General features: G+C 41.6%; 15 protein-coding genes. 9 read left to right on the forward strand and 6 right to left on the reverse strand.

Going from position 1 to position 14,605, the window contains the following annotated elements:
• Window positions 1–35: 35 nt before the first annotated feature.
• Together PMI_RS06275 and PMI_RS06280 are read right to left on the reverse strand one after the other, a co-directional pair.
• Window positions 36–1,031, reverse strand: coding sequence for a bile acid:sodium symporter family protein (locus PMI_RS06275; RefSeq protein WP_012367951.1), 996 nt, complete (start codon window positions 1,029–1,031; stop codon window positions 36–38).
• Between the two features lie 22 nt (window positions 1,032–1,053).
• Window positions 1,054–2,097, reverse strand: coding sequence for an oxidoreductase (locus tag PMI_RS06280; protein WP_012367952.1), 1,044 nt, complete (start codon window positions 2,095–2,097; stop codon window positions 1,054–1,056).
• Between the two features lie 132 nt (window positions 2,098–2,229).
• On the opposite strand from PMI_RS06280, the gene PMI_RS06285 reads away from it, so the two are divergent.
• The 9 genes from PMI_RS06285 to PMI_RS06325 all read left to right on the forward strand — a co-directional run bounded on the left by PMI_RS06285 (window position 2,230) and on the right by PMI_RS06325 (window position 11,643).
• Entirely contained in the window at window positions 2,230–2,697 is a 468-nt protein-coding gene (locus tag PMI_RS06285; protein ID WP_012367953.1) for a DUF2569 family protein, read from the forward strand.
• Window positions 2,698–2,790: 93 nt separating this feature from the next.
• Window positions 2,791–3,372 (forward strand): electron transport complex subunit RsxA, encoded by a 582-nt coding sequence (gene rsxA, locus PMI_RS06290; RefSeq protein ID WP_004243017.1) that lies wholly within the window; start codon window positions 2,791–2,793, stop codon window positions 3,370–3,372.
• Window positions 3,372–3,998: an electron transport complex subunit RsxB gene (gene rsxB / locus PMI_RS06295; protein ID WP_004243020.1), complete on the forward strand. Its 627-nt coding sequence runs from the start codon at window positions 3,372–3,374 to the stop codon at window positions 3,996–3,998. Before rsxA ends, rsxB begins: the two co-directional genes overlap by 1 nt.
• Window positions 3,991–6,510, forward strand: coding sequence for an electron transport complex subunit RsxC (gene rsxC, locus PMI_RS06300; RefSeq protein WP_012367954.1), 2,520 nt, complete (start codon window positions 3,991–3,993; stop codon window positions 6,508–6,510). The genes rsxB and rsxC overlap by 8 nt, the downstream gene beginning before the upstream one ends.
• 5 nt (window positions 6,511–6,515) lie before the next feature.
• Entirely contained in the window at window positions 6,516–7,592 is a 1,077-nt protein-coding gene (gene rsxD / locus PMI_RS06305; RefSeq protein WP_004243022.1) for an electron transport complex subunit RsxD, read from the forward strand.
• 11 nt (window positions 7,593–7,603) lie between these two features.
• Window positions 7,604–8,230 carry an electron transport complex subunit RsxG gene (gene rsxG / locus PMI_RS06310; RefSeq protein WP_004248104.1) on the forward strand — a complete coding sequence of 209 codons (627 nt, stop codon included), beginning with the start codon at window positions 7,604–7,606 and terminating at the stop codon, window positions 8,228–8,230.
• A 1-nt stretch (window position 8,231) separates the two neighbouring features.
• Entirely contained in the window at window positions 8,232–8,936 is a 705-nt protein-coding gene (locus tag PMI_RS06315) for an electron transport complex subunit E (protein ID WP_004243024.1), read from the forward strand.
• 12 nt (window positions 8,937–8,948) lie between these two features.
• Window positions 8,949–9,587: an endonuclease III gene (gene nth, locus PMI_RS06320; RefSeq protein WP_004243025.1), complete on the forward strand. Its 639-nt coding sequence runs from the start codon at window positions 8,949–8,951 to the stop codon at window positions 9,585–9,587.
• A gap of 112 nt (window positions 9,588–9,699) precedes the next feature.
• Entirely contained in the window at window positions 9,700–11,643 is a 1,944-nt protein-coding gene (locus PMI_RS06325; RefSeq protein ID WP_004243027.1) for an exoribonuclease II, read from the forward strand.
• 222 nt (window positions 11,644–11,865) lie between these two features.
• Here PMI_RS06325 and yciH read toward each other — a convergent pair whose 3' ends face one another.
• The 4 genes from yciH to PMI_RS06345 are packed head-to-tail and all read right to left on the reverse strand — an operon-like array spanning window position 11,866 to window position 14,471.
• Window positions 11,866–12,189, reverse strand: coding sequence for a stress response translation initiation inhibitor YciH (yciH, locus tag PMI_RS06330; protein ID WP_004248106.1), 324 nt, complete (start codon window positions 12,187–12,189; stop codon window positions 11,866–11,868).
• Window positions 12,182–12,928, reverse strand: a complete 747-nt coding sequence (pyrF, locus tag PMI_RS06335) for an orotidine-5'-phosphate decarboxylase (protein WP_012367956.1) — start codon at window positions 12,926–12,928, stop codon at window positions 12,182–12,184. The genes yciH and pyrF overlap by 8 nt, the downstream gene beginning before the upstream one ends.
• 43 nt (window positions 12,929–12,971) lie before the next feature.
• Entirely contained in the window at window positions 12,972–14,141 is a 1,170-nt protein-coding gene (lapB, locus tag PMI_RS06340) for a lipopolysaccharide assembly protein LapB (protein WP_004243030.1), read from the reverse strand.
• 12 nt (window positions 14,142–14,153) lie between these two features.
• Window positions 14,154–14,471, reverse strand: a complete 318-nt coding sequence (locus PMI_RS06345) for a LapA family protein (protein ID WP_004243031.1) — start codon at window positions 14,469–14,471, stop codon at window positions 14,154–14,156.
• Window positions 14,472–14,605: the final 134 nt, after the last annotated feature.

Raw genomic sequence — 14,605 nt, forward strand, 5'->3', positions numbered from 1 at the left:
TTGCTAAGGCGGTATTTTTATCTTTTGCTCTATTTTTACAGTGACTGCTGATGGTGTTTTTTAGCTTGATTGGCATAACGCTGAGCTAATATGGCACAAACCATTAATTGAATTTGATGAAATAGCATCAGCGGTAATAGCATGATCCCCACCGTTGCTGCGGGAAATAGTACATTTGCCATGGGAACCCCATTCGCCAAGCTCTTTTTCGAGCCACAAAATACAATCGTGATTTCATCAGCTTTATTAAAGCCAAGCCATCTTGCACTATAAATATTAATAACAAGTACAATAGCCAGTAATACACAACTGACAATGGTGATAGTCAATAACGACCAACCGTCAATTTTATGCCAAATACCTTCAACGACGGCTTCACTAAATGCAACATAAACCACCAGCAAAATAGAAGAGCGATCGGTTCTATTCACTAACATCTTATGATTATCAACCCAACGGCCAATTAATGGACGAGATAAATGACCGATAATAAAAGGCACCATCAGTTGTAATAAAATAGATTGTATCGCCCCCGCAGTATCAAAATGCTCAGCAGAGCCTTGTGTTTCCATTAAAAAACCCACCAGCACAGGGGATAAAAATACCCCTAAAATGCTTGATGCTGATGCACTACAGATTGCCGCGGCTACATTACCACCGGCAACAGAAGTAAAGGCAATAGCGGATTGTACTGTCGCAGGTAAAGCACAAAGATATAAAAATCCCATATAAACGGTAGGTGACATCCAGTCAGGTACCATAAACTGTAGTCCCAACCCTAGTAATGGGAATAAAACAAAAGTACTGGCAAAAACCACTAAATGTAAGCGCCAATGACCAAGTCCTGACAATATCGCTTCTCTAGAAAGCTTTGCCCCATGCAAAAAAAACAATAAGGCGATCGCAGCCGTAGTGAGATGTTGAAAGATGACTTTTATCTCACCTTGCGCAGGTAATAATGTTGCGAGTATGACCACCAAGATCATAATCATTAAAAAAGAGTCAATTTTTAGCTTTTGCCACCAAGACATGGTTTTCGTCACTCCCTAATGTTTACAGCTTAATTGTGGTTTTTGATTGATTTGAAAGGCTACCGGCTTCAATTAAACGCATAACATTAATGGCCTGTGACACAGTAACAGGACTCTCTTCACCAAATGCAATCGCACGATAAATTTGCTGATAATAAGCGGGATAATTACCTGATAGAGTCGGTAACTTTGTTGTTACTACTTCACCACTCTCTGTCGATAATGTTAATTCACCCTCTTGAGGATCAGCCCCCCAGTTATACATTTCCGTCGGGAGATAACCCGCTTTTAATGCATCTTCTTGGGTATCTAAACCATATTTTACATAACTGCCTTTGGTCCCATGAATAGCAAAAATAGGCGTAGGTGAGGCAACCAACATAGAGGCATGTAAAATAACTTTCAGATGACCATAGTCTAATAGTGTATGAAAGTAGTCAGCATTTTTAGCATTAGGGCGCAACTGAGCAATATCAGCAGTGATTGCATAAGGTTGACCAAAAAGACATACCGCTTGGTCTAGTAAATGAGGGGCCAGATCGTACCAAAGTCCTCCACCAAGTCCGGCATCTTCACGCCAACGTTGGCGCACAGCGGGTCTAAAACGATCGAAATGCGCTTCATAGGCACTGACTTCACCTAATGTTTTATCGGCGAGTAATTTTTGAACGGTAAGAAAACCGGCATCCCAACGACGATTATGAAAAACCGAGAGTAATCTCTTAGCTTCTTTCGCTTGTTGTGCCAATTTTTCTGCTTCATCGAGTGTCAAAGTAAAAGGTTTATCGACAACAACATGTTTACCGTTTTTTAAGGCTTGTGAGGCGTAGGTATAGTGAGTGTTATTAGGTGTTGGAATAACAATTAAATCGATGTCTGGATCATCAATCAGTCGTTGTGGGTTAGCATACACCGTAATATTAGGAAAATCAGCGATAACTTTACTTTCATCAGAGCTTGAAATGGCTGATAGTGTTAACCCCTCAGTGGTACAGATCAGGGGAGCATGAAAGGTTTTACTTGCATAACCATAGCCTATAATCCCCACATTTAAATTTTTTGTCATAACCCTATCCCGCTTTTATCTTTTTATTCTATAAATGAAAAATGACTTTCACTTCTACAGCTAAATAAATAATAACAAAGTTTGTGATAATATCTCGTTTAGAACTTAGTATAATAGTAGGATCTTTGATTAATGAAATTAAAACCTCAGACAAACGTTTTGCCCCAGCAATCCCCTAAAGCCCCTATTACGGGTTGGTTACTTGCCCCTTTGGCTTATTTGCTGTTGTCGATAGTGGGCTTAGGTTTAATGTCTGTTTTATATTTAATACGATATTTTTCAGATTTTTCGATTATCCACCAGCTACCTTTTCATGTGGTATCAAGCTGGTATCTTTCCGTGTTAACAACATGGGCGATGTTTGCATTTACCGCTTATTTATTAAGACAGTTCTTTTACCGCGCTAAAAATTTTCCTCGTTTATTTATTATTTGGTTATTAATTAACTTATTGTTGGCGATAAAAAGTTTCGGTTTTGCCCCTGTTGATGATCAAACCGCGGTTAAGTCACTATTATGGGCCGTTATGGCAACTGTCTGCTTTGTGCCTTATATCAAATATGCTAAGCGTGTCCGTGAAACTTTCACACAAGATCGATAACTTCATACATTTCAGCTTGATATTATACTCGCCCGTTTAGCCTCTTTATTTTATGAGGCTTTTTCTCCATTTTTTAACAATTTTGGCATAGCAATGACTGATTACTTGCTTTTATTCGTTGGTACCGTCTTGGTGAATAACTTTGTACTCGTCAAATTCCTCGGTTTATGCCCATTTATGGGTGTATCAAAAAAATTAGAAACCGCGATAGGAATGGGGTTTGCGACAACGTTTGTCATGACGATTGCCTCTATTAGCTCTTGGCTAATGGATACCTTTATTTTAGTTCCCTTAGACTTACTCTATTTACGTACACTCAGCTTTATTTTAGTGATTGCTGTTGTGGTGCAATTTACAGAAATGGTCGTAAGAAAGACGAGTCCAACGTTATATCGTCTATTGGGGATTTTCTTACCTTTAATTACCACCAACTGTGCCGTATTAGGGGTCGCGTTACTGAATATCAATCAATCACATACCTTTATGCAATCAGCAGTATATGGTTTTGGTGCTGCGGTAGGATTCTCCTTAGTTATGGTGTTATTTGCAGCCATTAGAGAAAGACTGGCTGTCGCCAATATTCCTGCTCCTTTCAAAGGCTCTTCTATTGGCTTAATTACTGCGGGTTTAATGTCTCTTGCCTTTATGGGTTTTAGTGGTTTGGTGAAACTGTAATGAATTCTTTATGGATAGCAATTGGTGTACTGGGTGTACTAGGGCTTCTATTCGGCCTGATTTTAGGTTATTCCGCTCGTCGCTTTAAAGTAGAAGAAGATCCTATTGTGGAAAAAATTGATGCCATATTACCACAGAGTCAGTGTGGTCAGTGTGGTCATCCTGGTTGCCGCCCTTATGCAGAAGCGGTAGCTAATAATGGAGAAATGATTAACCGTTGTGCACCGGGTGGTGAACAGGTTATGTTAAAAATTGCCGAACTGATGGGGGTTGATCCACAACCACTTGACGGTGATGAAGAAGCATTAAATCCGGTGAGAAAAGTGGCTTTAATTGATGAAGACAACTGCATCGGGTGCACAAAATGTATTCAAGCATGCCCAGTGGATGCCATCGTCGGCGCTACTCGTGCAATGCACACCATAATAGAAGATCTCTGCACAGGGTGTGATTTATGTGTTCCACCTTGTCCAACAGACTGTATTACTTTAGTTCCTGTGAAAATGACGACCTCTAATTGGAAATGGGATTTAAATACTATCCCTGTAAGAAATATTCCTGCAGAGCCAGAAGAAACACCCGAAGATGAACCGTCATTAAAGACGGAGGATAACGCTCATGTTTAATCTCTTTTCGTTATTTAAAAAAGATAAAATTTGGGATTTTAAAGGCGGCATTCATCCTCCCGAAATGAAATTACAATCAAGTCGCACGCCTATGCGTATAGCCCAGTTACCGGATGAGGTTACCATCCCTATTCATCAACACTTAGGTACTCCTGGGCAACTTTGCGTTAAAGTGGGTGATCATGTTTTAAAAGGCCAAGCCTTAACTCGTGGTGTAGGAAGAACATTACCCGTTCATGCTTCTATATCAGGTACGGTCACGGCAATAGAGCCATTTCCAAGCACTCACCCTTCTGGTCTGCCTGAAATTGCAGTGAAAATTGTCTCTGATGGTAAAGACGAATGGCGAGAAAAATCACCACTAGTTGACTATCAATCACAAAGTAAAGAAGTATTGCTTACCCGTATTCATGAAGCAGGCATTGCTGGATTAGGGGGAGCGGGTTTTCCAACAGCCACAAAATTAAAAGGTGGTGGTGATTTAGTTAAAACGCTCATCATAAATGCCGCTGAATGTGAGCCTTATATCACAGCTGATGACAGACTTATGCAAGAGCACGCAGATGAAGTTATTGCGGGTTGTCAGATATTAATGCATATACTGTCACCGGATGAAGTGCTGATTGGTATTGAAGATAACAAACCTGAAGCTATTGCCGCCTTAAAACAAGCATTAGCAGCACTCACAAATGAAAAACGTATTTTTATTCGGGTGATCCCTACCAAATATCCATCTGGAGGCGCTAAACAGTTAACCAAAATATTAACGGGCAAAGAAGTTCCTTCTGGCGGTCGCTCCTCTGATATTGGCGTATTAATGCAAAATGTGGGGACGGTAGTGGCAATTAAACGTGCCATTATCGATGATGAACCTTTAATTGAACGTGTCGTCACCGTAACTGGACAAGGGGCTAAAACCCCAGGTAACTTTTGGGCACGTTTAGGTACTCCTATTTATGCACTTATAAAACAAGCAGGCTTTGTTGCTGGCTCTGAGCAGATGGTCATTATGGGGGGGCCTTTAATGGGCTTCACCTTACCTGACTTAAATGCCCCCGTTATAAAAATTACTAACTGCTTATTAATTCCCTCTCCAGAAGAGATGGATACAGATAATATTGAAGAAGCCTGTATCCGTTGTGGTCAATGTGTTGACGCCTGCCCTAGTGGTTTACTACCACAACAACTTTACTGGTTTAGTAAAGGGAAAGAGCATGAGAAAGCGCAACAACATAATTTATTTGACTGCATTGAGTGCGGGGCTTGTGCTTTTGTCTGCCCTAGTAATATTCCATTAGTGCAATATTACCGCCAAGAAAAAGCAGAAATACGAGAAATTGATGCGGAAGCTAAGCGAGCGGCTGAAGCTAAGGCTCGCTTTGAAGCGAAAAAAATCCGTATGGAACGAGAAAAGCTTGAACGTGAGGCAAGACATCAACGTGCTGCAGTTAAGCTTGATGATCACCAACAAAATGAAGTGCAATCTGCACTTTCTCGTGTAAAAGAAAAACATAGCATTGGCAAAATTATTGCTGTTAAAGCAGGAGAACAACCTGACAACGCAGCGGCTATTGCTGCACGCAAAAAACGTAAAGAAGAAGCCCGAGCAAAACAAGCTGCTAAATTGGCACAACAGGTACCACAAAATACCCATACCACCGCCGATGCAGAAAGTGATCCGCGCAAAGCCGCTGTAGCGGCAGCATTAGCTCGTGTAAAAGCTAAGAAAGCTCAACAAGCGCAAGCAACTACAAAAGTAGACACTCCTGCTGAAACTCAGGCTGAGGTGGAAACCGATCCACGCAAAGCCGCTGTAGCGGCAGCATTGGCCCGCGTAAAAGCTAAGAAGGCTCAACAAGCGCAAGCAACCGCAAAAGTAGACACACCTACTGAAACTCCTGCTGATGCTGAGCTGGAAATCGATCCGCGTAAAGCTGCTGTGGCTGCTGCTATTGCTCGGGTAAAAGCTAAAAAATCCCAGCAAGCGCAAGCAACTGCAAAAGTAGACACTCCTGCTGAAACTCAGGCTGAGGTGGAAACCGATCCGCGCAAAGCTGCTGTAACCGCAGCATTGGCTCGGGTAAAAGCTAAGAAGGCTCAACAAGCACAGGCAACTGCAAAAGTAGACACACCTACTGAAACTCCTGCTGATGCTGAGCTGGAAATCGATCCGCGTAAAGCTGCTGTGGCTGCTGCTATTGCTCGGGTAAAAGCTAAAAAATCCCAGCAAACGCAAGCAACCGCAAAAGTAGACACACCCGCTGAATCTCCGGCTGAGGTGGAAACCGATCCACGTAAAGCTGCTGTGGCTGCTGCTATTGCCCGCGTAAAAGCTAAAAAATCTCAACAAGCACAGGCAACTGCAAAAGTAGACACACCCGCTGAAACTCCAGCTGATGCTGAGGTGGAAACCGATCCACGTAAAGCTGCTGTCGCCGCTGCTATTGCTCGGGTAAAAGCTAAAAAAGAAGCACAGCAACGCCATGCTAAAGAAGAAGTGACATTGGATTAATACAAATGAAATTTAGACCAATACAAAATAACAATAGCAAATTGAAAATCGCCAGCTCTCCATTTACTCATAATCAACAATCCACCAGTCAAGTGATGTTGTGGGTAATATTGGCCGCTATTCCAGGTATTCTATGCCAACTCTACTTCTTTGGTTTAGGGACGCTATATCAAATCATCTTGGCAATCATTGTCGCGCTATTGGCGGAGACTATTTGTGTCAAACTCAGAAAAGAAGATCCACTTCTATACCTAAAAGATAATTCCGCTTTACTAACAGGTATTTTACTAGCAATTAGTATTCCTCCTTTAGCGCCTTGGTGGATAATTGTTTTAGGGACATTTTTTGCGGTTGTTATTGCCAAACATATTTATGGCGGATTAGGTCAAAACCCATTTAATCCCGCGATGGTCGGTTATGTGGTGCTATTGATCTCCTTTCCTGTACAAATGACATCATGGATGCCCCCCATTGAATTACAAGCCGTATCTTATAACTTTATAGATAGCTTAAGTATTTTCTTTACCGGACATACACCCTCAGGACTCACCCTTGAAGATTTAAGGCGCTCTGTAGATGGCATTACCCAAGCCACACCACTTGATAGTTTTAAAACCGGATTATTAACCCACTCTATTGATGAAGTATTAGCAACGCCAATCTTACAAGGTGGATTTGCGGGAATGGGTTGGCAATGGGTGAATGTTGCCTATCTGGTTGGGGGCGTTATCTTGTTATATAAACGAATTATTAGCTGGCAAATTCCTGTTGCCATGTTAACGCTGCTTGGTGTTTGTTCACTGATCAGTTGGGGGATCGATGCTACTCGTTACTCTCAGCCACTATTACAGCTTTTCTCAGGTGCGACGATGTTAGGGGCTTTCTTTATTGCCACCGATCCTGTTAGCGCCTCCACCACACCAAAAGGGCGATTAATCTATGGTGCAATCATTGGCCTATTAGTGTGGATTATTCGTGTCTATGGTGGCTATCCTGATGCCGTGGCCTTCTCAGTCCTATTAGCTAATATTGCTGTACCGCTTATTGATAGTTATACCCGTCCTCGGGTTTATGGACATTAATGGAGATAATGATGATCGAGATACTAAAACGTCATGGGTTAACATTAGCTATCTTTGCGGCCTGTACCACAGGGTTAACGGCTGTCGTCTATCACTTGACGGCGAATACTATCGCAGAACAAGCGGCTTTAGAAAAACAGAAATTATTAGACCAAGTGATCCCAACCTCTCTCTACAATAACCATCTCGCGCAAGATTGTTATATTTTGACAGATAAAGCATTAGGTAATGAAAAACCACATAAACTTTATGTTGCTCGTTTTAATGGTAAACCTGTCGCCGCCGCATTAGAATCAACGGCACCTGACGGTTATTCAGGGGCGATTGAATTATTGGTTGGTGCTGATTTTAGTGGCAAAGTACTCGGTGTTCGCGTGACAACACATAATGAAACACCGGGGCTAGGTGATAAAATAGAAACGCGTATTTCAGATTGGATTTACTCATTAAGTAACAAGTTTATTACCAGTGCTCATGACTCACATTGGGCGGTAAAAAAAGATGGTGGTGATTTTGACCAATTCACTGGAGCAACTATCACACCAAGAGCCGTCGTTAATGCATCAAAACGCACTGCATGGTTAATACAATCTTTACCTGAAAAATTAGATACCCTTTCAGCTTGTGAGGCGAATTAAAATGAGTATGATCAAAGAACTGTTTTCACAAGGATTATGGAAGAATAACTCTGCTTTAGTTCAATTATTAGGGCTGTGCCCATTACTGGCAGTGTCTTCTACCGCGACCAATGCTTTAGGCTTAGGTCTAGCCACAACATTAGTATTAGTTTGTACCAATGTGGCAGTGTCTAGTTTACGTCGTTGGGTTCCCTCTGAAATTCGTATTCCAATTTATGTTATGATTATCGCATCCGTTGTTAGTGCGGTACAATTGCTTATCAATGCCTATGCTTATGGTTTATACCAATCGTTAGGAATATTTATTCCTCTTATTGTCACTAACTGTATTGTGATTGGTCGTGCAGAGGCGTTTGCAGCTAAAAATGAAGTTTTCCCTTCAGCAATTGATGGCTTTGCTATGGGATTAGGTGCAACAGCGGCACTTTTTGTTTTAGGGGCAATGCGTGAAATATTAGGTAATGGCACTTTATTTGATGGTGCTGATTTATTATTAGGTGAATGGGCGCAAGTATTAAGGGTTGAGATAGTACATTTAGACTCACCTTTCTTACTGGCTATTTTACCACCCGGTGCCTTTATTGGTTTAGGTTTTATGCTGGCCATAAAATACCTGATTGATGAAAAACAGAAAAAACGCGTTCCATCCACGACCAAAACCTATGAAAAAGAACAAGGTTGTGGCAGTCATATTGTTAAAAACTAATTTGTGAGCATAATGAATCAAGCTAAACGTATAGAAATTTTAACTAGGTTGCGGGATAACAATCCGCATCCTACTACTGAGTTAAGATTTAACTCCCCGTTTGAATTATTGATCTCCGTGTTACTCTCTGCACAAGCCACCGATGTTAGTGTTAATAAGGCAACAGCAAAACTTTACCCTGTTGCCAATACACCCCAAGCAATGCTGGAATTAGGTGTTGAGGGGATCAAATCCTATATTAAGACCATTGGCCTATTTAATACAAAAGCTGAGAATGTGATTAAAACCTGCCAAATATTGGTAGATAAACATCATGGCCAAGTTCCTGAAAATAGAGAGGCTTTAGAGGCATTACCCGGTGTCGGTCGTAAAACAGCGAATGTCGTACTTAACACCGCTTTTGGTTGGCCGACCATTGCTGTTGATACACATATCTTTCGCGTGTGTAATCGCACTAAATTTGCACCGGGAAAAAATGTTAATGAAGTGGAACAAAAACTGCTAAAAGTGGTACCGGCAGAATTTAAAGTCGATTGCCACCATTGGCTTATCCTGCATGGTCGTTATACCTGTATTGCCAGAAAACCACGGTGTGGCTCTTGTATTATTGAAGATCTCTGTGAGTATACCGAAAAAACAGATCCACAATAACATTGTGCAAATTTCTCTGTTTTTCTGATGCATATTACTTGCGTCATTACACACAATCGAATAAAACTATTGCCCACTTTTATTATTAAAATTGCCGACTTTCCGGAAAAATATGTTTCAAGACAATCCGCTGCTTGCTCAGCTAAAACAGCAACTCCATGCCCAAACACCGCGCGTGGAAGGCCTTGTAAAAGGGACAGATAAAGGCTTTGGCTTCCTTGAAGTTGATGGTCAGAAAAGCTATTTTATCCCTCCTCCTCAAATGAAAAAAGTGATGCACGGTGATCGCATTATTGCTGCCGTACATACTAATAATGATAAAGAGTCCGCTGAGCCTGAAGAGCTGGTAGAACCCTTTTTGACTCGCTTTGTCGGCCGTGTTCAGAAAAAAGAAGGTGATAATCGTCTATGGATTATTCCTGATCACCCTCTACTCAAAGATGCCATTCCTTGTCGTCCTATAAAAAGCTTAACGCATCCATTTGCCGATCAAGATTGGGCAGTGGCGGAAATGCGCCGACATCCTCTTAAAGGTGATAAACATTTTCAAGCTGAATTAACTGATTTTATTACCGATAAAGATGACCATTTTGCACCTTGGTGGGTGACATTAATGCGTCATCAATTAGAGCGAAATGCACCTGAAGTAGACAGTGAAACATTAACCTTACATGATGATCTACCGCGTGAAGATTTAACCGCGCTCTCCTTTGTGACCATCGATAGTGCTTCAACCGAAGATATGGACGATGCGTTATATATTCGTAAAGAAGAAAATGGCCAACTTTCACTGTATATCGCTATTGCCGATCCAACGGCTTATATTCAGCCTAATAGTGAATTAGATACCATTGCAGCACAACGAGCGCTAACAAACTATCTACCGGGCTTTAATATCCCGATGTTACCTCGTGAGCTATCAGATAATCTCTGCTCATTGCGCCCTAATGAAAAACGTCCTGCGTTAGTCTGCCAAGTGGGTATCATGGAGGATGGTGCATTAACCGATGAGATCCACTTCTACTCAGCATGGGTAGAATCAAAAGCAAAACTGGTTTATGACAATATTTCTGATTGGCTAGAAGGTGAAGAAACACAGTGGGCACCTGAAAATGAGATTGTTCATGAACAAGTCATGCTATTAAAAGAGATGAGCGAGAAACGTCATGTATGGCGTGAACAACATGCTCTCGTCTTTAAAGAGCGTCCTGACTATCGCTTTATTCTTGATGACAGTGGCAACGTATTAGATATCGTGGCGGAAAAACGTCGTACTGCCAACCGTATCGTGGAAGAAGCGATGATCACCGCCAATATTTGTGCGGCAAAGGTACTTAGTCGCAATCTCGGTTTTGGTATTTATAACGTTCATACTGGTTTTGATCCGCTCTATATTGATCAAGTCTCACAAACCTTAAAAGAGCACGGTATTGAAACCAACGCAGATGAGTTATTAACCCTTGAAGGTTTCTGTCGCTTACGTCGTGAACTGGATAATCAGCCAAACCAATTCCTTGATAGCCGTATTCGTCGTTTCCAAAACTTCGCTGAAATAAAAACAGAGCCAGGTCCTCACTTTGGTTTAGGCCTTGAAGCTTATGCGACATGGACATCACCGATCCGTAAATACAGTGATATTTTAAATCACCGTTTATTAAAAGCGATTATCAGCAAAAGTGCGGCAGAAAAACCGCAAGATGAAGATTGTGTTCGTATTGCCGAACGTCGTCGTGCTAACCGTATGGCCGAGCGCGATGTCGGTGATTGGTTATATGCGCGCTTCTTAAAACCTTTTGCTGGCACTGAGAGTACCTTTAATGCCGAAATTATTGATATTACTCGTGGTGGTATTCGGGTACGTTTAGTTGAAAATGGGGCTATTGCCTTTATTCCTGCACCATTTTTACATGCGGTACGTGACGAAATTCAATGTAGTCAAGAAACTGGCTCTGTCATTATTAAAGGTGAAACAGCCTATAAGCTCAACGACATTATTCCGGTACGTATTGAAGATGTGAAACTAGAAACGCGTAATATTGTTGCTCGTCCGATTTAACAGCTATTTAGCGTAATAGATATTATCAAGCTGATAACCTACTCAGGTTATCAGCTTTTTTATTTATTGCATTTTGCGACTCTACAGATATATAAAGTGACACTGTCACCACTAAAACTAGTTTGCTAATAATAAAAATGCGCCGACCTTCAACAAGATAAGCGCACTATATGTAGAATACTAGGCTTCAATCGATGATTGGGGTTGTGATAAAGAACTACCTTAGCCTCCGGCCAATTTCACTTTCATCCCTTTCGCTTCTAATAAAGATTTAATTAAATCCCGTTTATCACCTTGGATTTCAATTAATCCCTCTTTAACACTGCCACCACAACCACATTTCTTTTTTAATTCAGCCGCTAATTTAGCCAGAGCTGCATCATCCAAATCAATACCGGAGATAACACAAACACCCTTACCTTTACGGCCACTGGTTTGACGTTGGATACGCACAATACCATCACCGGCGGGGCGTGTAGGTTTCTGCTCTTCTTCTTTAATCCGACCAATATCAGTGGAATAAACCAGCCGAGAATTATTATCCATGTTGCACAACACCTTGTATAGAACGATTAATTTGCTGTAAAGTTTCCAGTGGATTTTCACTGCGTGTAATAGGTCTGCCGATCACCATATAATCCACCCCAGCCACTATCGCTTGCTCTGGCGTCATAACTCGACGCTGATCACCCACTTCGCTCCCCGCGGGTCGAATTCCGGGAGTGACCAATAAAAAGTCATCACCACACACTTGTTTAAAACGAGTGGCTTCATGGGCCGAACATACCACACCATCAAGACCACAGGCTTTAGCCAGTAATGCTAAGCGTTCGGCTTGTTCTGCTGGAGTTAGGTTAATGCCCAATTCAGTGAGATCGGATTGATCCATACTGGTCAACACAGTGACAGCGGTTAATAGCGGTGCCTCTTTGCCAAATGATCTTAAGCTCTCCTTTGCCGCACGCATCATACGACTACCACCACTCGCATGCACATTTACCATCCATACCCCTAAATCGGCAGCCGCGGCAACTGCTCTCGCCACCGTATTGGGTATATCATGAAATTTTAAATCTAAGAAAATATCAAACCCTTGCTGTTGCAATTGCGTTACAAATTGCGGTCCAAAGCGAGTAAACATCTCTTTACCAATTTTAAGGCGACAAGATGAAGGGTCGATAAGTTGTGCAAAATCGAGTGCACTTTTTTGGTCTTCATAGTCTAGTGCCACAATAACGGGCGCGCAGGTAGAGCTGGGCGATTTTTTATCACAATCAAATGACATTTTAAGGCCTTTATTTATCAAGAGACTATTAAAAGTGACATCGTCACTGACCATCTAAGCCACGTATCGGCTTAACGGTATCCCAAGAGCGACAGGATGGACAATGCCAATATAATGCATGGGAGGTAAAACCACATTTATGGCAACGGTAATCAGGTTTTGTGCGGATCTGCTCACCGACCATATAACGTAATAAGATCAGGCTCTCTTTTGCGCGTCCTTCTTCTGCTTCAGCTAAATGATAGCGCATTAAACGATAGAAAAGTCGCATGGTAGGATGACGTTCTAGTTGGCGATTAATATATAACTGTGCAGCTTCAATGCCCTCTTTCTCTTCAATAATATCGGCAAGATAAAGCTCTGCAATGGCACCACAATTACTCTCGACACATTGACGTAGATAGGCTTCCCAACGTGCAGGATCACCTTGAGATTGGAAGCATTCAAAAAGCATTGGCAAGGTTTCACTGACCATCTCTTTATCTTGCTCAATTACTTTCATTAATACATCAATGGCTTTATTTTTTTCATCGCGCGCGATATAGATACGACCATACATAATGGAAACACGGGCACAAAGTGGATCCATTTGCCCGGCTTTTTGTAGAAAACTTAGCGCATTATCAAGATTATCACTGCTCATTTCTTGCAATGCGAGTTCACAATAGAAATGGGCAATTTGCTCTTTAAGTTCATGTTGACCCAGTTTTACCAATTTCTCTGCGGTTTCTATCGCCTTACCCCAGTCACTGGTAAGTTGATAAATGGCTAGGAGGGATTGTAATGCACTTTGACGAAAATCCTGCTCATCAATCAGCTGTAAAAACATATGTTCAGCGCGATCATAAACCCCTGCTGCGACATAATCACGGCCAAGTTGCTGAATAGCGAGAAGACGTTGTTCAAAAGAGAGTGCCGCGCTCTCCATTAACGATTGGTGAATACGAATCGCACGTTCAACTTCACCACGAGAGCGAAATAGATTACCTAAAGTAAGATGTGCTTCAAAGGCTGAGCTATCCTCTTTAAGCATTTCAAGGAACAGATCAACCGCTTTGTCTTGTTGATCAGAAAGTAAAAAGTTAACCCCTGCCACATATTCACGTGACAGGCGATCGGCATTTTGCTGTTTATCCTGTTGCGCACCACGACGCCCCATATACCAGCCATAAGCCGCAGCGACCGGTAATAACAGAAACAGCAACTCAAGCATCTATTCTCGTCCTTATTTTACAGTAGAAACGGCTGTAGAACGATTTTCTTGGCTTTCTTGTTTGGTTTGTTCACTTTCAAGGCGCTTAATTTTACGCTTTGCTCTTACTAATGATAAACGTACTCGCAAGTAAAAAACGCCACTGACGATCCAGCCCAGTACAAAACCAACACCAAACAGCGTGGCTAATAAAGTAGAGATACGATATTCACCTTGAGCAATAAGATAATTGAAGGTGATCACCTGATCATTATTTGAACCTAACGTCATGGCTATTACGACAATAGCTAGCACCAGAACAACCAAAATAAAAAGTAGAACTTTCTTCACATTATTTCCTTTTTATTCTCTTTTCTTTGGATAAGGGATAAAGGTAGCATTTTCACCACTCACAAAGAAAGTCATTTCTTAGAATCATCTGATTTTCGTATATTTTTTCACATAAATAGTGAAAAATAAATTCG

The organism is Proteus mirabilis HI4320 (assembly GCF_000069965.1).
Taxonomy (GTDB): Bacteria; Pseudomonadota; Gammaproteobacteria; order Enterobacterales; family Enterobacteriaceae; genus Proteus; species Proteus mirabilis.